Below are 24,430 nucleotides of genomic sequence, written 5' to 3' on the forward strand. Positions count from 1 at the left end.
CGCTCGATACCGTGGCCTGCATGACCCGGCCCGACGCGGTTCCCACCTTCACCATGCGCCAGCTGGCGGCGTTCGTCGCCGTCGCCGAGACGGGAACGATCAGCGGCGCCGCCGAGCGGCTGCACCTGTCGCAGTCCGCGCTGTCCGCGGCGCTCACCGACCTCGAGAAATCCCTCCAGACGCAACTGGCCGTGCGACGACGGGCGCGGGGCGTGCAGCTCACGGCGATGGGGGAGGCGGTGCTCGCCCGCGCCCGCGTGCTCCTGCACCAGGCGAGCGAACTGCAAGCCGACGCGGTGGGCGCGGGCGGCAGCGTGGCCGGACCCGTTGCCATCGGGTGTTATCCCGCCCTCGGGCCGACCGTGCTGCCCGGGCTGCTCGCCGGATTCACCCAGCGCTTCCCGCGGGCGCGGGTCGAGTTCCGGGAGGACACCCAGAACCGGCTGCGCACCCAGCTCGACAACGGCGAGCTCGACCTCGCGATCGTCTACGACCTCGAGCTGTCCGTGGAATGGCGCAAGGCGACCCTGATGACGCGTGAGCCGATGGTGCTGCTCGGCCCGGACCACCGTCTCGCCGGCGGGGACGGTCCGGTGCGGCTGGCCGATCTGCGCGACGACCCGATGGTGCTGCTCGACGCGCCGCCCAGCAGCAACCACGCGATGGAGGTGTGCCGGGGCGCCGGGTTCGCGCCGCGCGTCGCCTACCGCACCTCCAACTACGAGACGGCGCGAGCCTTCGTCGGCCGTGGTCTCGGGTGGACGCTGTTGCTGCAGCGGCCCCCGCTCGACGTGACGTACGAGAATCTCCCGCTCGTCGTCCGGCCGCTCGTCGACCCGGTTCCGGATTCGGTCGACGTGGTCGTCGCGTGGCATCAGGATTCGATGCTCAGCCGGGTGACACGAGCATTCATTCACTTCGCCTCCACCGGTGGGACACCGAGTGCACGGCCCTGACGTGCGGTTATCCCGAGTACCACGGATTTTCCGGGGAAACAGCGCGAATAGTTGAGCTTTTCAACGGCTTGTGATGGGGGTCATGCTTGCCGGGTCCGCCGTGACGCGGGCCGCATCGTGAAAGGCAAGCACCCATGACGATCACCGCACCGGCGCCCTCGCCGGAGGTACTGCAGCGCAAGGCCCGCAAGGCCGCGCTCGGCAGCTTCGTCGGCACCGCGATCGAGTGGTACGACTTCTTCATCTACGGCACCGCCGCGGCCCTCGTGCTCGGGCCGCAGTTCTTCCCCGGAACCTCCGAACTGGCCGGCACCCTCGCCGCCTTCGCAACCCTCGCCGTCGGCTTCGTGGCCCGGCCCATCGGCGGCATCGTCATGGGTCACTTCGGTGATCGCGTCGGCCGCAAGTCGATGCTCGTCACCTCGCTGCTGCTGATGGGCTTCGCGACCGTCGCCATCGGCCTGCTGCCCAACTACGCCGCGATCGGCGTCGCCGCCCCGGTCCTGCTGGTGGCCCTGCGCTTCGTCCAGGGCCTCGGCGTCGGCGGCGAATGGGGCGGCGCGGTCCTCGTCGCCACCGAGAACGCCCCGGTCGGCAAGCGTGGCCTCTACGGCGCCGCGCCCCAGATCGGCGTCCCCGCGGGCGTCCTCCTCGCCAATCTCGTCTTCCTGCCGCTGACGGCCGTCCTCGACGATGCCGCCTTCGCGGCCTGGGGCTGGCGCGTGCCGTTCCTGCTCAGCGCCGTCCTCGTCGTCGTCGCCATGTGGATCCGGCTCGGGCTCGAGGAGAGCGCCGACTTCGAGGCGAGCCGCGATGCGGCCGGTGAGGTCAAGCTCCCGCTCGCCGAGGTCCTCGTCAAGCACTGGAAGACCGTGCTGCTCGCCGGCGGCACCTTCGTCGCCACCAACGGCATCGCCTACGCCTACATGGTCTACGTCCTCAAGTACGGCGAGGCGGAGCTGGGCTTCGGCAAGTCCACGATGCTGTTCCTGCTCATCGCCTCGTGCCCGTTCTGGATGGCCGGCATGGCGATCAGCGCCTACAAGTCCGACATCATCGGCCGGCGCCGCGTCTACATCATCAGCTCGAGCGCCCTCGTGATCGTCGCAGCCCTGTTCTTCCCGCTGATGGACACCGCGATGCTGCCGGTGATGCTCGTCGCGATGATCGCCCTCGGCTTCGTCCTCGGGGCCTGCGCCGGACCCCAGTCCGCCCTGTTCGCCGAGCTGTTCCCCGCCCACATCCGCTACAGCGGCGCGTCGCTCGGCTACCAGATCGGGGCGATCCTCGGCGGCGGCCTCGCCCCCATCGTGGCGACCTCCCTCTTCGCGGCCTTCGGCACCTCGCTCGCCGTCACCGCGTACTTCGTGCTGATCGCGCTCGTCAGCCTGGTCAGCATCCTTCTTCTCCGTCACCCCCACGACCCGGCGGTCGCGGTGGCGCAATCCCGTCGGTCCGAGCAGGAAGTGGCCTGAGACATGTCGACCTACTACCAGCCCCGCAAGTACCCCGCCTCCGACTTCGCGTCGATGCAGCCCGACGCCGAGGCGCTGCCCGTGGTCGTCGTCGGCGCCGGACCCGTCGGCATGGCCGTCGCCCTCGGCCTGGCCCAGCGCGGCATCCCCGTGACGATCCTCGAGGCGGCAGACCAGGTCTCCTTCGGCAGCCGCGCCATCTGCATCTCCCGGCACAGCCTCGAGGCCGCCGCACGCCTCGGCTTCGGTGCCGAACTCGAGAAGATCGTCCTGCCCTGGGTCGGCGGCCGCAGCTTCTACCGCGACCAGCAGGTGCTGCACTTCCGGATGCCGCAACGCGAGTTCGACGTGCGACCGCCGATGATCAACGTCTCGCAGTCCGAGTACGAGCAGATCGTCGTCGACACCATCGAGCAGAACCCGCTGATCACCCTGCACTGGCAGGCGAGCATCGCCGGCATCCTGCGGGACGACGATCAGGTGACCCTCGAGGTCGACACCGCCTTCGGCAAGCGCCACCTGCGGGCCGCGTGGGTCGTCGCCGCCGACGGCGGCCGCAGCCGCATGCGGGAACTCGCCGGTCTGCGACTCGAGGGCACCAACTACGAGGGCCGCTACGTCATCGCCGACATCCACTGGGAGTCGGAGCTGCCCGCCGAGCGCATGGTCTGGTTCGATCCGCCGAGCAACCCCGGCTCGACGATCATCATGCACAAGCAGCCGAAGAACATCTGGCGCATCGACTACCAGCTCGATCCGTCCGAGGACGCGGAGATCGAGACCCGGGAGGACGCCATCCGGGCCCGCATCACCAAGCACCTGGACTGGCTGCAGAACGACCTGCCCTGGACGCTCGAGTGGCACGGGTTCTACAGCGCCCGCGCCCTTGCGCTGCGCGAGTTCACCCACGACCGCATCCTCTTCGCCGGCGACGCCGCACACCTCGTGCCGATCTTCGGCGTGCGCGGCCTGAACTCCGGCATGGAGGACGCCGAGACGCTGGCCTGGCAGCTCGCCGCCGTCGTCCACGGCAACGCCGATCGCGCGCTGCTGCAGGCGTACTCGATCGAGCGGCACGACGCCTGGGAGCAGAACGTCGCGAACGCCGGCAAGTCCACCCTCATCATGTCCCCGGGAACCCACGGCTACCGCACCACCCGCGACGCCGTGCTCGCCCTCGCCGTGAACCGCCCCGAATTCGGGGAACTGATCAACCCGCGCCAGTCCAGCGCCACCCACGCCCGGCTGTCGCCGCTGACCTGGCCCGTCGCGGAGGGCCTGACCGGGGTCCTGCCCGGTGACCCCGTCGAGGACCGCCGCGTGCGGGTCGCCGCCGCCGGCGGCAGCACCGAGTCGTCGCTCAACGCGGTGCGCGGCAACGGGTTCGCGGTCGTGGGCTTCGGTCTCGACGCCGCCGGCAGCGCCGCGCTCTCCGCGGCCGCGGCCGACCTCGCCGCCGCACTGGCGCCGGAGAGTGTGCGGGCCGTCGTCGTCGGCGCCGACAGTTCCGGTGCCGACGAGGTCACGGTGCTCGACGCGCCCGACCTGGCCGAAGCGCTCGGTGCGACCGGGGGTGAGGCGTTCGTGATCCGGCCCGACGGGCTGCTGCTGTGCCGGGTGCCGGTCGGCGACCTGTCCGGCGTGGCCGCTGCGCTCCGCGCCGGCACGGCCCCCGAGGGGCCGGCGGTCCCCGCGCGGCCTGCGCAGATCCTCACCGAGGACGAGCAGCGTCGTGAGAACGTCTGGCTCGGTCTGTCCGACGCGCTCGACCAGGTCGATCCGTCCGACCGGGAAGGCTTCCTGGTGCGGCTCGCGCTGCAGCTCGGGTCGCAGGCCGGTCACCGCGAGTTCGAAGAAGCCATCGCAGCGGCGACCGACACGTCGCCGGTGTCCACCCGGGAACTGGCGCCACAGGCCTGATTCCGTCCGGCGACGGCGCCGGCGTCCGGCGATCCCGGGCGTCGGCGCCGTCGTGTCTCCCCGGCACCCACTACGCCGCCGCGTCTCAGGCACCCACCGAGGCACCGAGCATGGGCCACGCGCGGTGCAGGTCCTCCTGCCAGTAGCCCCAGGAATGGGTACCCACGGGCCGGAAGTCGACGGTGGCCGGGATCCCGAGCTCGGCGAGGCGGCGGGCCAGCTGGTGCGTGCACTCGTTGGTGGCGGCCTCGATGATGCCGCCGACGACGACCTGTTCGGCGAGGTTCGCCGGATCGCCGCCGACGTTCGGATGATCGAGCCGGTCGTACGGACCGGGCAGCCCGGTGCCGTTGGACAGGTAGATCTGCGTTCCGCGCAGCTTCTCGGCGTTGACGTACGGATCGTTCGCCACCCAGGCGGGATCGCCCTCGGGCCCCCACATGTTGTCGGTGTCGCCTCCACCGCGCACCTCGACGACGAGCTCGACGTAGGTCCGGCCGGGACGGGTGCTGGTCTGGGCACAACCGCTGAAGGCACCGACCCCGCGGTACAACCCCGGCGCGGACTGCGCGAGGCTCAGGACCGAAGTGCCCGACATCGACAGGCCCGCAATGGCATTGGCTCCGGTGGTGCCGAGAGCCGCGTCGACGATCGGCGGCAGTTCCCGGGTCAGGAAGGTCGTCCACTTGTTCCGGCCGAGGACAGGATCGTCCTGCTTCCAGTCGGTGTAGTAGCTGAACGCGCCGTCGAGCGGCAGCACGACGTTGACGTCCTTGTCGGCGAAGAAGTCGGCCACGTCCGTGCGGTCGAGCCAGGTGAGGGTGCCGCCGTCGCCGCCGCCTGCACCGGCGAGCAGATACAGCACCGGGCGTGGGGCACCGGTGTCCCGCGGCGTCAGCACGGCCACCGGGATCACGCGCTGCATCGACGCCGAGTACACGAACAGGGTGCGCTGCCGGGCGCCGTGCTCCTCGACCCGCTGGATGTACGAGCCACCGGGACCGGGCTGGGCGACCGCCGGTGCGCCGACGAGGAGGGCGGCCCCGATCAGGGCGGCCGAGAGCGCCGCGGTCGTTCGCGAGCGGGACGATCGCGCACGGCGCATGAGAGTCACCTTCGAGGGTCGGCAGGTCCCGGATCTTCGATGCTACGGCGAGAGATGCTGCGACGGGAAAGGGTCCGCACGGGGCATGTGCGGACCCTCGATTCTCCGACGATCAGCTACCGAGACTGTCGAGCAGTCGCGCCAGGATTTCCCCGAGGTCGAGGGAGCCGAGCAATTCCAGAATTTGCGCTGACATGCGAGCCCTTTCGTTCGATGTGCGGGTGTCCTTCCATGTGTAACACGGGGCCCGGGAGTGTCGCAGGTGTACGAGGATACCGATCAACCTGTTTTGCTGACGGTCGGGTATCGTCGCTGTTCAGGGCCGTCTGAAGGAGAAATATAATTCTCTCGCAGCGTCGCGGACGAGGTGCCGGAGAATTGCCGAAATGTTCTGTTCGCGTGAAATACGAGGTCGATCGGAAATGTGATTTTCGGCCCTACAGTCCGTCGATGTTCCGGATGATCCGCGCGGCGAAGGCATCGATGTCGGCCCAGTCCCGGTGATCGCCGTACCGGCCGCCGGCCAGGCGAAACACCACCCGGCCCACGATCCCCGGCCACTGCTCCGGCTCGATCGCGCCGGCGAACGCCCGGTATTCGCGCACGTTCGCCGTCGCCCGCAGCGTGGCCGCCACCTTCGGTTCCTTCATTTTCGGTCGCACCCAGCGGGCGAGGCGCGCGGAGATCATGGCGCTCGTCGTGCCGACGGTCTGCACCGAGAACAACCACGCGGGTTTGCCCGCGAGGTGCGCGCGATGCAGATCCGCGAAACGGGCGGCGGGTGCGAGCCACTGCCCGTTGTGTACCGAGCTGCCGAGCACGACGGCGGCATGGGCCGACGGATCGACCGGCCCGGCGAGATCGCACAGGTCCGCCTCGTGCCCGGCCTCGGTGAGCCGCTGCGCGATCCGTTCTGCCACGCCGCGCGTCGCCCCGTACGCCGTCGTGTACGCGACCAGTACCTTCACGTGCGCTCCCTCCGCCGGCCTGTCCCGATGATCATCCGGCCGCGCCGGACCTGCCGATTATCCGGCCGCGACGGAAGGCGGCTGCCACGTCTCGGGGAAGCCCGGCGCGTCGGGCGTGTCGAGAAAGCTCGACGCGTCCCGCACCCACCGGTCGCCGGACATCACGCCCAGGTGGCCCACCCCGGGCCGGACGACGGCTCGTCCCCGCGGCACGGCGGCCGCCACCTCCCGGAACAGGTCGGCGCCGTAGAACCCGTCCCGGTCACCGCCGAGCACCAGCACCGGGCATGTCACCTCGCCGAGCCGGGCGGTCACGTCGAAGCGGTCCTCGGCGTCGACGACGACGAGGAAATCGTCGTATCCGTGCCGGGCGCCCGACGGTTCGAGCAGCCATCCCAGTACCCACAGCAGCCGGCGCGACCACGGTCGCGCGCCCGTCGTCGCCGCGAGCGCCGCCATCGCCCGTCGCGGGTGCCCCGCCCGCACGGCCGCCGCGACCCGTCGCTGGACGTCGCGGCCGGGGCCGAGGTGGGCCGCCGAGACCACGAGCACCAGCCGGCGCACCAGCTGCGGATGGTCGAGAGCCAGCTGGAGCGCGACGCTGCCGCCGGTCGAGACGCCGAGCACATCGACCGGACCGGGAAAGCGGCCGGGCATCGCCACCGCGTAGTCGTGGGCGAGATCGGCCATGGCGGTCCCCGGCGGCAGGCCCGGCCGGCGGTTCACCCACCACACCCGCCGCGTCGTCGTCCAGGGCGCGATCTGCGCGAGCTGGGTGCGGCGGTCGAAGCCGCGGGGCTGCCGGTGGTGAGTGGACAAGCCGGGCATGAACAGCAGCGGCGGTCCCGTCCCGGCGCACAGGTAGGGCATGCCCGAGTCCCAGGTGCCCTCCTGCGCTGCGATCACGCCAGCGCCCGGACGATGCTCCGCGCCCAGTCCTCGATCTCCGGCCAGTCCCGGAAATCTCCTTCGGGCAGCAGTTTCCGGCCGGCGGGAAGCTTGCGCATTACCCGCGCCCCGACTCCGAGCGTCTTCGGGTCGAGCGCGCCGAAGAACACGTGATGCTCGCGGGGCGCGATCGCATCCGTCAGCTCCGGCAGTTCCCGCGGGGCCGCGCTCTCCCGCACGTTCTGTCCCTGCTCGTCGACCTCCTCGGTGCCGAGCGGTCCGCTGGTGAACAGCCAGACCGGCCGGGCGACGAGCCCGTCGCGATGCTCCCGGACGAACGCGCTCGCCGCTTTCTCCCAGTGCCCCAGGTACGCGGAGCTGCCGACGACGCAGGCGTCGTAGTCGTCCACCGATGTCGCCGCCGGCAGTTCCACCGTGTCCGCCGTGTGCCCCTCCGCCCGGATCACCTCGGCGATCCGCTCCGCGATCCCGGCGGTGGCGCCGTGGCGGCTGGCGTACGCAACGAGAACCTTCATGGCGGTGCCCCTGTCGTCGAGCGATACTGCCGACCGTTTCCACGATCGGCCTCGCCCGCGGTGCCCGTCAAGAGGATCTCAGCCGAGGGCGTCGAGGACGTCCTCGATCGGGGTGTCTCCATTGTCGAACTCGATCGTGCGTCGCACCGTCGCGGGCCGGTGGAGCACCGCGGCCGCGACCGCCGCCACGTCCGCCCGCGAGACCTGTCCCTTGCCGGCGTCCGGGCCGGTCGCGATCCGGCCGGTCGGCGGATCGAGGGTCAGCGCGCTCGGGCCCAGGATCGTCCAGTCCAGGTCCGTGCCGCGCAGGTGCGCGTCCGCGGCTGCCTTCGCCTCGGCGTACGCGTAGAAGCCGTTGTCCTCGGGGACGCCGTGATCCGGGCCGGCCCCGAAGTACGACACCATCACGTAGCGGCGCACCCCCGCACGCTCGGCCGCGGTCATCGAGTCGATCGCCGCGTCGCGGTCCACGGCGTACGTGCGCTGCGGGTTGCCACCGCCCGCGCCCGCCGACCACACCACCGCGTCGTGCCCCTCGAGCAGCGGCACCAGGTCGTCGACGCCGAGGTGCTCGACGTCGGCCACGACCGGCGTCGCACCGGCAGCGCGCACGTCGTCCGCGTGATCCGGGTTGCGGATCACCGCGGTCACCTCGTCGCCGGCGTCGGCGAGCAGCCGCTCGAGGTGCAGTGCCACCTTCCCGTGCCCGCCGATGATCACGATCCGTGCCATGTCGACTCCTTCCGTCGTCGGCCCGCCCGTCGGACCGCGTCCTTCCCATCGCACCACGGCAACGGTCGTCGGTGGGGGAGCACGGACCGGCGACGTCCGCTCACCGAACGTTCACGCTCCGGGCACCCGCGCGGCAACGTACAACGGGCATGCTGGGGCGATGAACCCTGTCGTCCTGGAACTCCGCCACGTCGAATGCGAGGGCCCGGCCGCGTACCTGCCGGTGCTCGAGCAGTACGCGCAGGTCCACACCGTGCGGCTCTGGCGCGACCCGGTGCCCGCGGCGCTCGACTACGCCGCCGTCGTGGTCATGGGCGGCCCGATGGGCGTCGCCGACGTCGCGACGGTGCCGTGGCTCGGCGAGGAGATCGCCTACCTGCGGGCGGCCGTGGCCGCCGGCATTCCGGTGTGGGGCGTGTGTCTCGGCGCCCAGTTGCTCGCCGCGGCCCTCGGCGCCGACGTCCGCACCGGTCCCGTCCCGGAGGTCGGTGTGTGCGAGGTCGAACTCGCGCACGCCTCGGCGGCCGATCCGGTGTGGGGCGAGCTGCCGGCCACGTTCCCGGTCCTGCAGTGGCACGCCGACACCTTCGACCTGCCGGCGGGCGCGACCCTGCTCGCGTCGTCCCGGGCCTACCCTAACCAGGTGTTCCGGCACGGGAGCAGCTACGGCGTGCAGTTCCATCTCGAGGCCGACGCCGACCAGCTGGCCGACTGGCTCGCGATCGACGAGTACCGCGCATCGCTCGAGGCGGCTCTCGGGGCCGGGTCGGCCGACGTCGTCGCGGCCGAGCTGCGGTCGGTGCAGCCCGAGACGCTCGCGCACGCCACCGCAGTGATGAAACGGTGGCTCGAGACGTACGTCGTGTGAGCGGCCGGATCTCTCGTGCGCCGATGAATTCGCTCGCCTCGCGGAGTCCGAACCTGTGCAATGCTGTCGACAATGCAGGAGGTGCCCGGTGCATCAGCTGGTGAGGGTTCAGAACTTCGCCGTCTCAGGGGACGGTTTCGGAGCCGGGGAAGGCCAGAGCCTCGAGCGGCCGTTCGGGCACGCGGACCCCGGCTCGATGTTCGCGTGGGCCGGCGCGACCGCGAGCTGGCCCAACCGTACCGACCCGGGCGGGAGCCGGGGCCTCGACGACTACTTCACGCGGGACTTCGCCCACAACATCGGTGCCGAGATCATGGGCCGGAACAAGTTCGGTCCGCAGCGGGGGCCGTGGCAGGACCACGACTGGCGCGGCTGGTGGGGCGGCGAACCGCCCTTCCACACCCCGGTGTTCGTGCTGACCCACCATCCGCGACCGTCGTTCACGCTGTCCGACACAACGTTCCACTTCGTCGACGGCGACCCGGCCACGGTCCTCGCGCGGGCACGGGAGGCGGCGCAGGGCAAGGACGTCCGGCTCGGCGGCGGGGCCACCACCATCCGGGAATTCCTCGACGCCGACCTCGTCGACACCATGCACGTGGCGGTGGTGCCGGCGGTGCAGCTCGGAGCCGGAGTGCGACTGTGGGAGTCGCCCGACGAGCTGCTCGATCGGTTCCACCTCGAGGTCGCGCCCAGCCCGAGCGGAGTGATCCACCACCTGTTCTGGCGACGGTGACACCGGGACGTCAGGTCTGCAGGCCCGCCCGTTCGAGCGCCGCCTCCACCAGGTACTCGGCGATCGCCATCGACGACGTCGCGCCGGGGGAGGGCGCATTGCGCAGGTGCACCACGCGCCCGTGCCCGGTGATGACGAAGTCGTCGACGAGCGAGCCGTCGGCTTCCATCGCCTGCGCGCGAATCCCTCGCGGGCCCGGCAACACATCGGCGACGGTCAGTCCGGGCACGTACTTCGCGGCCTCGGCGACGAACCGCCGGATGCTCACCGCCGTGCGCAACTCGCGCATCGCGGCCGGGACGTTGCGCGCGGCGAACCTGCGGAAGCCGGGAAAGAACACGGCGTCACGCAGGTCACGCAGCGACCTCGACCGGCGGTCGTACGCTTCCCGGCCCGGGGCGAGGAAGGCGTTGGGACCCACCATGATCTGCCCGTCGATCCGTTTGGTCAGGTGGACCCCGAGGAACGGGTACCGCGGATCGGGCACCGGATAGATCAACCCGCGCACCCGTCCGGCCACCTCGGGCCGCAGCAGATGGTAGTCGCCGAGGAACGGGACGATCGCGGGCGTCGCGCGATCACCCGCACCGTGGGCGAGCCGGTCCGACTGCAGGCCCGCGCACGTGATCACCAGGTCGAAGCTGTCCGTGCCGGTGTCGGTGCCGACCAGCACCTCGTCGCCGCGGGGGCGGATCGCCGTGACGGGCGTCGCGAGCCGGACGGTGCCACCCGCCGCGTCGACGTCGGCGGCGAGCGCGGTGGTCACCGCGGCGTAGTCGACGATCGCGGTGTGCGGGGAGTGCAGGGCGGCGATGCCGCGCGCGTGCGGCTCGATGCCGGTGATCTCGTCCGGCCCGATGCGGCGGATCCCGGGCACGCCGTTGGCGACGGCGCGTTCGTGGATGGCGTCGAGCCGGCCGAGTTCACTCTCGTCGAGTGCGACGACGATCTTGCCGCACTCGTCGTACGGCAGGCCGCGGGCGGCGGTGAATTCGGCGAGCAGGTGCACCCCGCGCCGGCACAGGCGCGCCTTGAGGCTGCCGGGTGGGTAGTACAGCCCGGCGTGCACGACGCCGCTGTTGTGGCCGGTCTGGTGCGCGGCGAGCCGGGGCTCCTTCTCGAACAGCGTGACGTCGGCGCCGTGTATCGCCAGCTCGCGCGCGGTGGCGGCCCCGATGATCCCCCCGCCCACGACGGCAGCCCGCAGTGACCCCATGTGCGCCAGCCTACGAGCCCGTGGCCGAATGTCACACCGGTTCGATTCAATCGAACCGGTGTGACATTCGGCCCGCTCGTTCGGCCGACCGGGCCGGCGACGGTGGGGTCAGCGGTTGCGGTCGGAGCTGTAGCCCCACAGCCAGTCGGTGTACTTGTAGCTCGAGGTGTCGCGGGTGCGGAACAGCTCGTTGCGGGCCTCGCGGCCGGCGCCGTCGAGGTGCCACAGGTCGCCCCACATGCGGCCGGTGGTGAGGATGCGGTTGCAGCGCGGTGCGCGCTCGGCGTTGACGTCGCGCAGGATCTTCGGCCAGTTGGCGTTGTCGCCCCGGTAGTCCTCGGCGGCGTAGTCGGCCAGGCACTTGGCGTCCTCGAGGGCCATCACGGCACCGGAGGCGAGGTACTGCAGCGGGGGATGGGCGGCATCGCCGAGCAGGATCATGCGGCCGTCGACCCAGTTGTCGATCGGGTCGCGGTCGAACATCGGCCACCACCGGTCGGTCCACAGGTACTTCAGCGCGGTCTGCACGCTCTCGTGGCAGTGGTCGTAGGCGTGCGCGAGTTCTTCGGGGCTGCCCCACTTCTCCTCGCCGCGCAGGAAGGCGGGCGACTGGAAGACGGCCACCTGGTTGAGCATCTCGCCCTGGCGCAGCGGGTACTGGATGAAGTGGCAGCGCGGGCCGATGTAGCCGACGACGTCCTCGATCTCCTCCTCGAGCGGGACCTCGTTCATCGGGAACGTGCCGCGGAAGGCGACGTATCCGGAGCCGACCGGCTTGTCGTCGGACAGCTTCGGGCGCAGCCGCGAGTGCAGGCCGTCCATGCCGAGAGCGATGTCGCCGACGTGCTCCTCACCGTTTTCGAGGATGACGCGGACCTTGTCGCCTTCGGTGACGACGTCGTGCACAGGGGCGTCGGTGCGCAGGTCGGCGCCGGCCCGGCGGGCGGCCTCGACGAGGACCGAGTGCAGATCGGAGCGGTGCACGACGAAGTACACGCCGCCGTAGTGCTGCTGGTAGTCGTGGCCGAGGTCGACCTTGGTGAGGATCTCGGCGGTGACGGCGTCGCGGAAGACGAGGTTCTTCGGCAGGACCCCCTTGGAGATGACCTCGTCGTAGACCCCGAGCGCCTGGAGGATGCGCGAGCCGTGCGGGCCGATCTGCAGTCCGGCGCCCACCTCGCCGAACTCCGACGCGCGTTCGAACAGCGTGACCTCGGCACCCCGGAGGGCGAGGGCGAGGGCGTTGGCGACGCCGCCGATTCCGCCGCCGGCGATGAGAACCCGTGCGTCCTTCAGATCGGACATGACACTCCTTGTGGTCGGTATCGAGATGAGGGGTGGATCAGTGGGCGAGGACCGGCCCGCGCGGCGCGTCGTCGCTGACGGGGAATCGCTTCCACACGACGGTCAGCAGCAGCGAAGCGATCAGTGCGCTCACACCGAAGAGGATGAAGTTGGAGTTCGCGCCCAGCCCGGCGGCGAGCAGCAAGCCGCCGATCTGCGGGGCCGCGACGGCGCCGATCCGGCCGACGCCCAGTGCCCAGCCGAGCGCGGTGCCGCGCAGGTGGTCGGGGTAGTAGGAGGCCACTGCCGCGATGATCAGGCACTGGGTTCCGTGGGTGCCGACGCCGGCGAGCACGAAGATCGCGTACACGATCGCGGTGGGTGGGGAGAGCAGCAGGGCGAGCAGCGCGACACCGGCGACGAACGCGGCGACGATGCTCGTGGGCACGGTGCCGAACCGGACGCCACCCCATGCGGTGATGAACGAACCGGCCACCGCGCCGAGGTTCAGCGCGAGTGCAAAGGTCAGAGCGCTGCCGAGGTCTGTGCCCTCGTTCAGCATCAGCTTCGGCAGCCAGGTGCCCAGTCCGTACCAGGCGAGCAGCGTCACCACGGTGACGAGGGCGAACATGATGCTGATGGTCCGGAACCGGGCACCGAGCAGTTCGCGGAAACCGCCTCCGACGGGGGCGTCCGTCTTGGAATGCGTGTTGGGCAGGTACTTCAGCGCCAACGGAACCAGGACGAACAGGGGCACGAGGGCGAACAGGAACATCGGGCGCCAGCCCCAGTTGGGAATGACCGGGATGCCGAGCAGGGCCGCGACGGACCCGCCGATCGGCACGCCCGACATCATCATCGTCGCGACGGCGGCACGCCACCGCGGCGGGACGAGTTCGGCGGCCAGCGCGTTCGACGTGGGGACCAGGCCGCCGAGGCCCAGTCCGGCGATCAGCCGCATCGCCCCGAACATGATCGGGCCGGTCGCGACGGCACAGAGCGTGGTGAACACCGACAGCACCACGACGCAGCCGATGACGGCCTGCTTGCGGCCGATCGCGTCGGACAGGCGCCCGGCGAGCACCGCCCCGATCATCATGCCGAGGAAGGCGAGGCTGCCGAGGGTGCCGGCGGTCGCGGCGCTGATGCCCCACTCGTCCTGGAGGCTCGAGATGACGTTGCCGTAGACGATGAGGTCGTACCCGTCGAAGACGACGAACAGCCAGCAGACGATCACGGCGAGCGCTGTCCCGCGATGCAGGACGATCGTGCGGTCGCCGGAGGCGACGGCGTCGGGGGAACTGTGCATGCCTCTACCGTGATGCGCCCCACTACGCCGGTGCAATAAAGTTCTGTTGTGCAGAAAAAACCGGCGGCGTCGAAGAAGGCGTCCAAGACGATCACCCGGCCGTCGTATGCGCTCGAGTCGGTGGACAACGCGCTGCGGTTGCTGCAGATGCTCCGCGACGTCGGCGCGCTGCGGCTCAAGGACGCCGCGGAGGAACTCGGGACGGCGCCGTCGACGGCCCACCGCCTGCTGTCGATGCTGGTGTACCGCGGGTTCGCCGTGCAGGACGAGAAGCGCCGCTACCATCCCGGTCCCGCGATGGGGGTGGGGCCCGCGCAACAGGGCTGGACACGGGAGCTCACCGACATCAGCAGGCCGCACATGGAGGCCCTGGCGATCCTGACCGGCGAGACGATCAACCTTGTCGTCCGGGTGGGGTCGCAGGCCCGCTTCCTCTACTCCGCGGAGTCCGAGTCGATGCTGCGGGTCGGTGACCGGCAGGGGCAGGTGCTCCCCGCGGAGCTCACTGCGGGAGGGCGAATCCTGTTGGCGGAGTTGCCGAGACAGACGCTCGAACAGCTCTACCTGCGGCCGCCGGAGGAGCCGCACGTCGATCCACGCCCGACCGTGGGTTACGGGGTGGACCGCCGGCTCGCCCCCGGCGAATTCGAGGTGTTCCTCACCGAACTCGAGGCGGCCCGCAAGGTGGGGTTCGCCGTCAACGTCGAGCAGACGGAGGAGGGGGTCGCCGCCTTCGGTGTCGCCGTCCGCAACGGGCAGGGACGGGCGATCGCGGCGCTCACGGCGGCCGTGCCGGTCACGCGGTACCGCCAGCACCTCAACGGTCCCCTCGTCTCCCGGATGCGGGCGGCGATCCGGGGGATCGAGGTCGAGGTCGCGCACATCGAGTGACGCACGGTGCCCCGACAGCAGGCCGGGCAAATATTCCGTATAGAAGAATTGCATGGGCTGCGCGGGACCGGGGGACCTACGTTGAGATCAACGCCGCATGTGTCCCGCTTCACGAGGAGAGGTCATGACCGCAACCGAGAACACCGATCCCGAGCTCCAGCAGCTCTACACGGACTTCGAGGCCGAGCACCTCAACCCGCTGTGGACCCAGCTCGGCGACCTGATGCCGATGGTGCCGACGTCGAAGGCCGTGCCGTTCGTCTGGAAGTGGTCGACCCTGTACCCGCTTGCCCAGCGGGCCGGTGACCTCGTCCCCGTGGGCCGCGGCGGCGAGCGGCGTGCCATCGCCCTGGCCAACCCCGGTCTCGGCGGCGTCCCCTACGTCACCCCCACGCTGTGGGCGGCGATCCAGTACCTCGGGCCCAAGGAGACCGCGCCCGAGCACCGGCACTCGCAGAACGCCTTCCGGTTCGTCGTCGAGGGTGAGGGCGTGTGGACCGTCGTCAACGGCGATCCGGTGGCCATGTGCCGCGGCGACTTCCTGCTCACCCCCGGCTGGAACTTCCACGGTCACCACAACGAGACCGACCACCCGATGGCGTGGATCGACGGCCTCGACATCCCGTTCGTCAACTACACCGACACCGGGTTCTTCGAGTTCGGATCCGACGGGGTGACCGACGAGTCCACCCCCGACGTCTCCCGTTCCGAGCGGCTGTGGGTGCACCCGGGCCTGCGCCCGCTGGTCGGTCTCGACGCCAAGGCCAGCTCGCCGATCGCGTGCTACCGCTGGAAGTACACCGACGCCGCGCTGAACGAGCAGCTCGCCCTCGAGGACGAGGGCTACGCCGCCACCCCCGAACCGGGCCATGCCGCGATCCGGTACACCAACCCGACCACCGGCGGCGACGTCATGCCCACCATCCGCGCCGAGTTCCACCGGCTGCGGGCCGGCGCCCACACCCGCACCCGGCGCGACGTCGGCTCGACCGTGTTCCAGGTCTTCGAGGGCGAAGGTCGGTTCCACCTCGGCGGCACCGACCACGACGTCACCAAGGGCGACATGATCGTCGTGCCGTCCTGGGTGGAGTGGTCGCTCGAGACCGACGGCGGCGTCGACCTGTTCGCCTTCTCCGACGCCCCCATCGTCGAACGCCTGCACTTCAACCGCACCTACATCTCCGAAGGAGCCTGACCCGACATGCGACTCGCCACCATCCGCCTCGACGGCACCACCGCCGCCGTGCGCGTCGATTCCGACACCACCGCCACCGTGATCGACGGCTACGCCGACCTGTCCGCGCTGCTGGCCGACCCGAACTGGAAGACCGTCGCCGAGCAGGCCGCCGGCCGCACTGTCGACCTGGCGAACGCCGACTACGCGCCGGTCGTGCCCAACCCCGGCAAGATCGTCTGCGTCGGCCTGAACTACGCGACCCACATCAAGGAGATGGGCCGCGACCTGCCCGAGTACCCGACGCTGTTCTCGAAGTTCAAGGAGGCCCTCACCGGCCCCTACGACGACGTGATCGTCCCCGAGTACGCCGCCGGTCAGCTCGACTGGGAGGCCGAGCTCGCCGTCGTCGTCGGCAAGCAGGCCTACCAGGTGTCCGAGGCCGACGCCGAGCAGTACATCGCCGGCTACTCGGTGATCAACGACTACACGATGCGTGACTACCAGTACCGCACGCTGCAGTGGGACCAGGGCAAGACCTTCGAGAAGACCAGCGGCTTCGGTCCGTTCCTGAGCACCGACTACACCCTCGGCAGCCGCATCGAGACCCGGCTCGAAGGGGAGGTCATGCAGTCGGCCACCACCGACGACCTGGTGTTCACCCCGGCCAAGCTGGTGGACTACATCTCCCACATCGTCACCCTGCAGCCCGGCGACGTCATCATCACCGGCACCACCGGCGGGGTCGGGCACGCCCGCAAGCCCGCGCGCTACATCGGCAACGGGGAGACCGTCGAGGTCAGCATCGAGGGCCTCGGTACGGTGCGCAACAAGACCGTCGTCAAGTAGGAGCACGCCTGTGGGGTTCAACGATCTCGACCTGTCCGAGCGGCTGCTGATCGCCCGGCGCGGCACCGCGTACTTCTCCCAGCGGCTCGCCGAACTCACCGACGACGAGCTGGACGCCCCGACCGCGCTCGAGGGATGGACCCGCAAGCACCTCGTCGCGCACGTCGGCTACAACGCCGCGGCCCTGTGCCGGCTCATGGACTGGGCGGCCACGGGCGTCGAGACGCCTATGTACGCCTCCACCGAGCAGCGCGCACAGGAGATCGCGGAAGGCGCCACCCTGAACGCCGCGGCGCTGCGGAACCTGTTCGCCCACACCGTGGCCCGGCTCGACGAGAAGTGGCGGCACCTGCCGGAGTCGGCATGGCAGGCGCAGGTCCGCACCGCGCAGGGCCGGATGGTGCCGGCCGAGGAGACCGCGTGGATGCGCACCCGCGAGGTGTGGATCCACGCGGTGGACCTGGGCAACGGTGCGCGCTTCGGCGACTTCCCGCCCGTCGTCCTCGACTCGCTGCTCGACGACATCGTGGGCATGTGGCGCAAGAAGGACCTCGGCGCCGGTCTCGTGCTCGAGGTGCAGGGCCGCGCCCCGATCGCGGTCCGGGACGAGGCCGGCACGACCGCGAAGGTGAGCGGCCCGCTCGCCGCCGTCGTGCGCTGGGCCGCCGGACGTGGCGCCGTCGGCCTCACCGCCGGCGCAGACGAGAAACCACCGCGCTGGCTCTGACCACCGCATACGGCAACGGGGGCCTGCGACCGGAGACGGTCGCAGGCCCCCGACGCTCAGCGCGTGTCCTCGGCGTGCAACCGCCACGCGATCGCAGCGACGCTGACGACCAGCAACCCGGCCATGACGGCAGCCGCACCGAGATCCCAGCCTCGATCCAGCCAGGGTCCGCGCAGCAGTCGCGCGGCGTAGGTGAGGGGGATGCCGTCGCCGAGCCGGCCCATCGTGGTGGGCAGGATCTCGCGCGGCGGGCCGGCGCCGCCGAGCATCATGAAGGTGAAGAACAGCAGCACCCCGAGGCCCTGGGCGGCGCGTGCGGTGGGCATGAGGATTCCGAGCAGCGCGCCGAGTGCGGCGAAAGCCGCGGTGACGAGTGTGTAGGCGGCGGCGAATCCGAGTGGGTTTCGCGGGAACGGGGCGTCGTAGCCGAGTATGGATGCGGCCGTCAGGAGGATCACCCCGGCCGTGGCGATGGCGGCGGTCACCGCCATGTGCGCGGCGACCAGTGTCGCGGGCGCGATCGCCGAGGCCCGGAAGCGTCGTAGTACGCCCTGCTCCCGGTAACCCGCAAGGTGTACCGACAACGACAGCACCCCCGCCGTCGCCGCCACCAGCGCCACGTAGGAGGGCGTGTAGAAGTCGATGGCGCGCAGCCCCTCCCAGACTGTCGGATCGGCCCGCTGGCTGCTGAAGGCACCGTTGAGCACGTACAGGATCACCACCGGCAGCACGAGGACGAACAGCACCGTCAGCGGTTCCCGGGCGAAGAGCTTGATCTCCACCCAGGCCATCGCGGCGAACGTCTTCATCCGCCGCTCCCGGAACCCGCACCGTGGTCGGCTGTCAACGCGAGGTAGGCATCCTCGAGTGTGGGCAGCTCGGGCCGCAGGTCGTCGGGTTCGATGCCCTGCGCGACGAGCGCATGGGCGACGCGGGCGAGCAGCGGCCCCGTGCCGCTGACCCGGACCGTGCCGTCGGGTCCACGGTCCACGGCCGCGACGCCGGACACGGTGCCGACGAAGTCGAGATCGGTGTCCGGGGGGGCGGTGAAGTGCACTTGCTTGACGGGCTGGTACGCGGCGACGAGGTCGGCCGGCGTGCCGCCGGCGATCACGCGGCCGTCGACGAGCACGGCCAGACGGTCACAGAGCCGTTCGGCCTCGTCCATGAAGTGAGTCACCAGGATCACGGTCGAGCCGCGGTCCCGGACGGCGGCGACGAGATCCCACGCTATCCGACGCGCGGCCGGGTCCAGACCGGTGGTCATCTCGTCGAGGATCACCAGCTTCGGATCGGCGATCAGTGCCAGGGCGACGAACAGACGCTGTTTCTGGCCGCCGGACAGCTCGCCGAATGCGGCCTTACGCCGCTCCGCCAGGCCCCACTCCTCGAGCAGGTGCTGCCACGGCGGCCCGCCTGGGTTGATCGTGGAGAACAACTGCAGCGCCTCGCCTACGCGCAAGCGGTCCGGTAACGCCGAATCCTGGAGCTGGCTGCCGACGATGCGCCGCACGCGCATCGGTTCGGTGACGGCGTCGTACCCGAAGACCTCGACACTGCCGGCGGTCGGACGCCGCAACCCCTGCACACATTCCACGGTGGTGGTCTTGCCCGAGCCGTTGGGGCCGAGCAGTCCGAAGATCTCGCCCTGCTCGACTCGGAAGGACACGTCGGCCACGGCGACCGTGCGCCCGTACTGCTTGCGTAGTCCCCGCACCTCGACTGCCGCCCCCATGAGTTCACCGTAGGCCCGCCGTCCGGATTCCGTCCACGGTGATCATGTTGCGACCTGAAGGCAGTGACCCGGGGGCCTCGGCCTCTACCTTCCCTGTGCCCCGCCGAGGAGACTGACCCGCAAGAAGGCGCGGTGTGCGAGGAGGTGCTGGTCGTGCGCTGGGATCTGGGGATCGAGGGTGTGGGACTGCTCGCTGCCATGTCGCTGGGGTTCGGACTGATCGCGCACCTGATCGTGGGCAGAGGTGTGACGAGATGGCTGTGGCTCGTCTCGGCGATCGCGTATTTCGTTGCGGGAATTGCGGTCAGCGAAGTCTGGTTCGGTTGGGCGACAGAGGAGGACCTGCAGCCGAACATCGACGGGCTGTCCGTCGACGAGGTCCACCTGGTGACTTTCGCGGGTCTTCTTGCAGCCCTGATCGCGCGGTATGTGGTGCGGAGGAAGAGACACGGCGGGGATCGATCGGGGATCCGCATCCGACATTCCGGGAGAGCCGGCAAAGACCTGTAAGGCCGGCTGCTACCTGATCGAGAAGATCACGGCGATCGGGGTCCGCTCGACCTCGGCGCGGGGCATGATCTGCTCGGCCGCGAATGCGGGACGTGGAGCTGACGACCGGCTACCGCCCTGCACGCACCGGAAACGGGTGCGGCACGTCGGCGCTGGAAGGATGTCGGCATGAGCGAAACACACACCGTCGCATTCGGCGACGTGGAGATCGAGGTGCTCGTCGACGGAACCGGTCCGGCTGTGGTGCTCTTGCCGTCGCTCGGCCGCGACTCCTACGAGTTCGATCCGATCGCAGCCGATCTCGCCGCCGCGGGCTTCCGCGCGATCCGCCCCCAGCCGCGCGGCGTGGGCACGAGCCGCGGTCCGCTCGACGACCTCGACCTGCACGACCTCGCCCGCGACGTCGCCGAGGTGATCGAGCGGCTCGCTGCGGGCCCGGCCGTCCTCGCGGGGCACGCCTTCGGCCACTACGTCGCGCGGGTCCTCGCGACGGACCGGCCGGACCTGGTGCGCGGGGTCGCGATCCTCGCCGCGGGTGCCCGCCGGTTCCCGGAGTCGCTCACCGAGCGCGTCGCCAAGTGCTCCGACCTGACCCTGCCGGATTCCGAGCGGCTCGAGCACCTGCGGGCGGTGTTCTTCGCGGACGGGCACGACCCGTCGGTCTGGCTCGACGGCTGGTGGCCCGAGGCGATCGTCGCGCAGCGCCGCGCGATGGCCGCCACCGACAAGGAATCCTGGTGGCCGTTCGCCCCGTCTCCGCTGCTGGACCTGCAGGCCGGCGACGACGTGTTCCGTCCGGCACCGACGCGGGCCGAGCTCACGGAGGAGTTCGGCGCCGACCGGGTCACCGTCGTGCTGATTCCCGGTGCAGGACATGCCCTGATCCCCGAGGTTCCGCACGAGGTCGCGGACGCGCTCGTCGGTTGGGCCGGCACGTTGCCGTGACAGAGCACAGCCGCTCGGCCCCCAGTCGTCCGCCACTGCAATTGCAGCAGCGGACGACTGGGGGCCGAGCGGGTAGCCGGGTCGGCTACTGTGCGATCGCCACGACCGACGGGTCGATCCGCATCACCGAGTAGCCGGCGACGGCCCCGGCGCCGAAGCCGGGTGCGAAGATCCGCACGGGCTCCGTGATGACGCCGTCGCGCACCGCGTCGTGGATCGCGAGCGGGATGCTCGCCGACGACGCGTTGCCGACCTTCTCGATGTTGAAGTACAGCCGGTCCGCCGCGAGTCCGGCCTTGGCCGCCAGGTCGATGATCATCGTCTTGTTCGCCTGATGCGGGACGACCAGGTCGATGTCGTCGAGCAGCGACTCGCCCTTGTCGAGGCCGGGCAGGGCGCGGACCTCGTCGAGCATCTGCGCCAGGTAGCGGCCCGCGAGGCTCTTGACCTCCGGCCCGTACACCGTGATCGCGTTGTCGAAGTCCGGGTTGGGCCAGATGATCGAGTTGACCTCGCTGGTGGGTCCGCTCGCGTAGGTCTGCAGGTACTCGATGTCGGGCTCGGCGCCCTCGGGGGCGACGCCGACGACGAGCGCGGCCGCACCGTCACCGAAGATCATCCGGGACGGACGGACACTGCCGATCTTGTCGGAGAACTTCTCCACACAGACCACGAGGACGGGACGGCGGATCTGCTGCAGGATCCGGGTCGCCTCGGCCAGCCCGTACGGCAGTCCCGCGCACGCCGCGACCAGGTCGAACGACGCGTGGGTCTGGGCGATGCCCAGTTCGCCCGACAGGTACGTCGCGAGCGAGGGGATGAGCCGGTCGCTGGTGCAGGTGCACACCAGCACCGCCCCGATGTCGGCCGGGCCGACCTGTGCCTTCTCGACGGCCGCGCGGGCCGCCTGCAGGGCGAGCTCGGAGAACGAGCCCGACGTGTAGCGACGTTGCTCGATCCCGGTCTTGGCGGTCACCTCGTCGGCGGTCATGGCCGACCAGTTGTACGCCGAGTTCCGGATCAGGTCCTCGTTGGTGCACACCACGTCCCCGTGCGCGACGGCGAGCGCTTCGATGCGCGGCTGCACCGCGAAGTCGCGGCGCACGTCGATCGTCGGGTACGGCGTGGCCGGCGGGACGGGTTCGACGGCGGCGCGCTGGGGCGCCGGGGCGGTCCGGCCCGAGGTGACCCGCGAGATGAACCGCTGCACGTGCCGGTCCCGGGGGTGGAACACCACGACGTAGTCGTCGTCGCGGAGCTGGCCGACCTCGACGAGTTCGACCTGCTTGCGGTCCCAGGGCTGCTGGTTGTGCAGCACCATGGACCAGCGCCGCAGCGCCTCGAGCGCGGGGACGTCCTCGTGGCAGTCGAGGATCTCGTCGTAGCTGTAGACCCGGAAGTTCGGGTCGTAGCTGCCGAGCCGCAGCGTCATGTTCTTCGGGTCGGCGGTGAGCTGGGCGACGGTCGGCTTGACCGTCGGCAGGGCGCCGGCGACGTGCTTGCGGGCGGCGAAGACGTCGAAGACGGTCTCGAAGATGCAGTCCTCGGCGGCGTCGTCCCAGCCGGCGGGCAGCTGCCGGAAGGCGGCTTCCACCTCGGCGACCTTGCTCTCCTGATCGGGCCACGGCGTGAGGACCGGCATGTACAGGTCGTCGCGGGTGCGCGGCACGTCGGCCCAGCGGGTGGGCCGCTTGTCGAACATGGTGAGCGCGAAACGGTTGGCCCAGTACGCATTCAGTGCGACATCGCGCAGGAGTTCGACCTTGTTGCGGTAGTCGCCCCGCGTGTGGCGGGCGAGGATCTCCGAGGCCGTCGGCGCCTTGGTGTCGAAGTCGCGGCGGATCACGGAGTCGAGCTGCTCGACGTCGGTGACGGTCGAGAAGTCGATGTCGGGAAAGAAGTTGGAAGGGAAGACGATCCGCCCGTGGCGGTTCGTTTCGAAGGGCTGCATGTGCCGGGCCGTTCAGTCGAGGGTGAGTTCGTGGAGCCGGGAAGGCAGGATCACATGTCCAGTCCGCCGTTGACGCCCCACACCTGGCCCGTGATGTAGGACGAGGCGTCGGCAGCGAGGAAGTGCACGACGCGGGCGATCTCCTCGGGGTCGGCGAGGCGGTTGACCGGGATGGTGCTCTTGATGCGGTCGAGGACCTTGTCCGGGATGGTCTCGACCATCTCGGTCGCGACGAAGCCCGGGGTGACGGCGTTGACGGTGACCCCGATGCTGTCCGGGGTGAGCTTGCCGGAGCGGGCCAGCGCGAACGCGGCCTCCTTGGCGAGGGTCTTGGTCAGGCCGAACATGCCGGCCTTGGACGCCGCGTAGTTGGCCTGGCCGATGTTGCCGGTCTCGCCGATGACCGAGGAGATGTTGACGATGCGTCCCGTGCCGCGCTCGAGCATGTGCCGCAGCGCCGCCTGGGCCAGGAAGAAGGTGCCGGAGAGGTTGGTGGCGATGACGTTGTTCCAGTCGTCGTCCTCCATCTTCAGCACCGTGCGGTCGATGGTGATGCCGGCGTTGTTGATCAGGATGTCCAGACGGCCGTGGCGCTCGATGACCTCGTCGATGGTGCGACGGCAGTCGTCGGCGTTCGCGACGTCGCCCTTGTGCACGCTGTACTCGACGCCGTCCTGGCCGTGGGCCTGCATGCCCGCGAGGAACTGGTCGGCCTGGGCGGTGTTGCGGCCGTATCCGGCAGCCACCGTGGCGCCCTGGGCGGCGAGGCTGCGGCTGATGGCCGCGCCGATGCCGCGCGTTCCACCGGTCACGAATGCGACGCGGCCGCGCAGCTTGGTGCCGGCGGCGGTGGTACGGGACGACGGTTCGATGGTGCTGGTCATGTCGGTTCTCCCTCGAATGCGGCGAGCTCGACGGATGCCGTCGAGTACAGATGTGTCGAGCCGGTGATACCGGTGTCCCGAGCGTCGGTGCCCGGATTCCGGTCGGCGTGGCTGCTACCGCGAGTTGCTGATGTGAGCGTCCCTGCACGCTCCGCGATATTCGCCCCTGCCAACCGAATTCACGTAGATGCTCCGCTCGTTCTCCCCTGTCGACATCAATGATGCAGCATTACGCGGCTTGTGTCATGTCCTACGACAAAGATGTTGTGCCGTGCAACGACTTACGCTAATTACATTGAATAGTGTTGTCTTCCAAACTATTACACGCACATTGTGACGTTTGCCCGCGTACCGGCTGACTGCATGTCCGTTCCGGGACCTTTGCCACAAAATGCAACGGCCGGAGGGTGGTTCGAAATGGCGCGCGATACTACCCGGAGGTCAGGACAGAGGCGTACATACAGCCGGTTTGTCGACGATTCGCTGGGATCGATTCCAAATGAGCTGCATGACAACGATATTCGACACGTCGTGGGTGGAGACCGCGTCGGTGGTGGCGGCATCCGCGCGGTAGCACCGAGTGCCAACAAGGTGCATGTAGCGGCCCGGCCCGGGCTCGTGTGCGGTGAAAACCGGTACCCGCGCCCCCGTGTTCCCAAACCTGTGAGCTTGCTCACTGCTCCGGTTTTTTCCGGGCTGGACCACCCCGATCCGGGGGGCACGGGCGAGCGGATCGACTGGACCGGATATCCCCAGGGCGTCGCACAGCCG

At 70.2% G+C, this 24,430-nt stretch carries 23 protein-coding genes; 11 read left to right on the forward strand and 12 right to left on the reverse strand.

What is annotated here, in order from left to right; translation table 11 throughout:
* Positions 1-20 precede the first annotated feature (20 nt).
* The 3 genes from AC2IPW_RS08150 (at position 21) to AC2IPW_RS08160 (ending at position 4,351) form a co-directional block, all read left to right on the forward strand.
* Positions 21-956, forward strand: coding sequence for a LysR family transcriptional regulator (locus tag AC2IPW_RS08150; RefSeq protein ID WP_003936193.1), 936 nt, complete (start codon positions 21-23; stop codon positions 954-956).
* A gap of 134 nt (positions 957-1,090) precedes the next feature.
* Positions 1,091-2,431: an MFS transporter gene (locus AC2IPW_RS08155; RefSeq protein WP_289380463.1), complete on the forward strand. Its 1,341-nt coding sequence runs from the start codon at positions 1,091-1,093 to the stop codon at positions 2,429-2,431.
* A gap of 3 nt (positions 2,432-2,434) precedes the next feature.
* Positions 2,435-4,351, forward strand: coding sequence for an FAD-dependent monooxygenase (locus AC2IPW_RS08160; protein ID WP_486376639.1), 1,917 nt, complete (start codon positions 2,435-2,437; stop codon positions 4,349-4,351).
* A gap of 85 nt (positions 4,352-4,436) precedes the next feature.
* On the opposite strand, the gene AC2IPW_RS08165 is transcribed toward AC2IPW_RS08160, so the two are convergent.
* From AC2IPW_RS08165 to AC2IPW_RS08185, 5 genes are all read right to left on the reverse strand, one after another.
* Complete coding sequence (locus AC2IPW_RS08165; protein WP_486376640.1) at positions 4,437-5,456, reverse strand: alpha/beta hydrolase; 1,020 nt, start codon at positions 5,454-5,456, stop codon at positions 4,437-4,439.
* A gap of 437 nt (positions 5,457-5,893) precedes the next feature.
* Complete coding sequence (locus AC2IPW_RS08170) at positions 5,894-6,424, reverse strand: flavodoxin domain-containing protein (RefSeq protein ID WP_416063143.1); 531 nt, start codon at positions 6,422-6,424, stop codon at positions 5,894-5,896.
* Positions 6,425-6,481: 57 nt separating this feature from the next.
* On the reverse strand, positions 6,482-7,330 hold the full coding sequence (locus AC2IPW_RS08175) for an alpha/beta fold hydrolase (protein ID WP_416063144.1): 849 nt from the start codon (positions 7,328-7,330) through the stop codon (positions 6,482-6,484).
* Positions 7,327-7,848 (reverse strand): flavodoxin domain-containing protein, encoded by a 522-nt coding sequence (locus AC2IPW_RS08180; protein ID WP_416063145.1) that lies wholly within the window; start codon positions 7,846-7,848, stop codon positions 7,327-7,329. The genes AC2IPW_RS08175 and AC2IPW_RS08180 overlap by 4 nt, the downstream gene beginning before the upstream one ends.
* Before the next feature lie 78 nt (positions 7,849-7,926).
* Positions 7,927-8,580, reverse strand: coding sequence for an NAD(P)H-binding protein (locus AC2IPW_RS08185; RefSeq protein WP_416063146.1), 654 nt, complete (start codon positions 8,578-8,580; stop codon positions 7,927-7,929).
* A 160-nt stretch (positions 8,581-8,740) separates the two neighbouring features.
* On the opposite strand from AC2IPW_RS08185, the gene AC2IPW_RS08190 reads away from it, so the two are divergent.
* Both AC2IPW_RS08190 and AC2IPW_RS08195 read left to right on the forward strand, forming a co-directional pair.
* A complete protein-coding gene (locus AC2IPW_RS08190) occupies positions 8,741-9,448 on the forward strand; it encodes a type 1 glutamine amidotransferase (RefSeq protein WP_416063147.1) in 708 nt (235 codons plus the stop codon).
* An 88-nt stretch (positions 9,449-9,536) separates the two neighbouring features.
* Positions 9,537-10,184: a dihydrofolate reductase family protein gene (locus tag AC2IPW_RS08195; protein WP_486376641.1), complete on the forward strand. Its 648-nt coding sequence runs from the start codon at positions 9,537-9,539 to the stop codon at positions 10,182-10,184.
* Positions 10,185-10,194: 10 nt separating this feature from the next.
* Here the strand turns inward: AC2IPW_RS08195 and lhgO are convergent, their stop codons facing one another.
* The 3 genes from lhgO to AC2IPW_RS08210 all read right to left on the reverse strand — a co-directional run bounded on the left by lhgO (position 10,195) and on the right by AC2IPW_RS08210 (position 13,993).
* Complete coding sequence (gene lhgO / locus AC2IPW_RS08200) at positions 10,195-11,400, reverse strand: L-2-hydroxyglutarate oxidase (protein ID WP_416063149.1); 1,206 nt, start codon at positions 11,398-11,400, stop codon at positions 10,195-10,197.
* A gap of 108 nt (positions 11,401-11,508) precedes the next feature.
* On the reverse strand, positions 11,509-12,705 hold the full coding sequence (locus AC2IPW_RS08205; protein WP_416063150.1) for an FAD-dependent monooxygenase: 1,197 nt from the start codon (positions 12,703-12,705) through the stop codon (positions 11,509-11,511).
* Positions 12,706-12,742: 37 nt separating this feature from the next.
* The gene (locus tag AC2IPW_RS08210; RefSeq protein WP_289380482.1) at positions 12,743-13,993 is read right to left on the reverse strand and encodes an MFS transporter; all 1,251 of its coding nucleotides are present in this window, start codon (positions 13,991-13,993) and stop codon (positions 12,743-12,745) included.
* 48 nt (positions 13,994-14,041) lie between these two features.
* Between AC2IPW_RS08210 and AC2IPW_RS08215 the strand changes: the two genes are divergently transcribed.
* From AC2IPW_RS08215 to AC2IPW_RS08230, 4 genes are all read left to right on the forward strand, one after another.
* Complete coding sequence (locus AC2IPW_RS08215) at positions 14,042-14,884, forward strand: IclR family transcriptional regulator (RefSeq protein WP_003936206.1); 843 nt, start codon at positions 14,042-14,044, stop codon at positions 14,882-14,884.
* Between the two features lie 124 nt (positions 14,885-15,008).
* A complete protein-coding gene (locus AC2IPW_RS08220; RefSeq protein WP_010592345.1) occupies positions 15,009-16,079 on the forward strand; it encodes a cupin domain-containing protein in 1,071 nt (356 codons plus the stop codon).
* 6 nt (positions 16,080-16,085) lie between these two features.
* Positions 16,086-16,907: a fumarylacetoacetate hydrolase family protein gene (locus AC2IPW_RS08225; RefSeq protein ID WP_486376642.1), complete on the forward strand. Its 822-nt coding sequence runs from the start codon at positions 16,086-16,088 to the stop codon at positions 16,905-16,907.
* A 10-nt stretch (positions 16,908-16,917) separates the two neighbouring features.
* Entirely contained in the window at positions 16,918-17,634 is a 717-nt protein-coding gene (locus AC2IPW_RS08230; RefSeq protein ID WP_486376643.1) for a maleylpyruvate isomerase family mycothiol-dependent enzyme, read from the forward strand.
* Positions 17,635-17,690: 56 nt separating this feature from the next.
* On the opposite strand, the gene AC2IPW_RS08235 is transcribed toward AC2IPW_RS08230, so the two are convergent.
* Positions 17,691-18,443, reverse strand: coding sequence for an ABC transporter permease (locus AC2IPW_RS08235; protein WP_054375231.1), 753 nt, complete (start codon positions 18,441-18,443; stop codon positions 17,691-17,693).
* Positions 18,440-19,369: an ABC transporter ATP-binding protein gene (locus AC2IPW_RS08240; protein WP_450119934.1), complete on the reverse strand. Its 930-nt coding sequence runs from the start codon at positions 19,367-19,369 to the stop codon at positions 18,440-18,442. The genes AC2IPW_RS08235 and AC2IPW_RS08240 overlap by 4 nt, the downstream gene beginning before the upstream one ends.
* Positions 19,370-19,501: 132 nt before the next feature.
* Between AC2IPW_RS08240 and AC2IPW_RS08245 the strand changes: the two genes are divergently transcribed.
* Together AC2IPW_RS08245 and AC2IPW_RS08250 are read left to right on the forward strand one after the other, a co-directional pair.
* Positions 19,502-19,879 carry a hypothetical protein gene (locus AC2IPW_RS08245; RefSeq protein ID WP_486376644.1) on the forward strand — a complete coding sequence of 126 codons (378 nt, stop codon included), beginning with the start codon at positions 19,502-19,504 and terminating at the stop codon, positions 19,877-19,879.
* A gap of 168 nt (positions 19,880-20,047) precedes the next feature.
* On the forward strand, positions 20,048-20,824 hold the full coding sequence (locus tag AC2IPW_RS08250) for an alpha/beta fold hydrolase (RefSeq protein ID WP_486376645.1): 777 nt from the start codon (positions 20,048-20,050) through the stop codon (positions 20,822-20,824).
* Between the two features lie 85 nt (positions 20,825-20,909).
* On the opposite strand, the gene AC2IPW_RS08255 is transcribed toward AC2IPW_RS08250, so the two are convergent.
* Together AC2IPW_RS08255 and AC2IPW_RS08260 are read right to left on the reverse strand one after the other, a co-directional pair.
* A complete protein-coding gene (locus AC2IPW_RS08255) occupies positions 20,910-22,775 on the reverse strand; it encodes a 3-oxoacyl-ACP synthase III family protein (RefSeq protein WP_119699576.1) in 1,866 nt (621 codons plus the stop codon).
* 50 nt (positions 22,776-22,825) lie between these two features.
* A complete protein-coding gene (locus AC2IPW_RS08260) occupies positions 22,826-23,659 on the reverse strand; it encodes a 3-oxoacyl-ACP reductase family protein (RefSeq protein WP_054375000.1) in 834 nt (277 codons plus the stop codon).
* Positions 23,660-24,430 lie beyond the last annotated feature (771 nt).

Source organism: Rhodococcus sp. NS-SX18 (genome assembly GCF_057367935.1).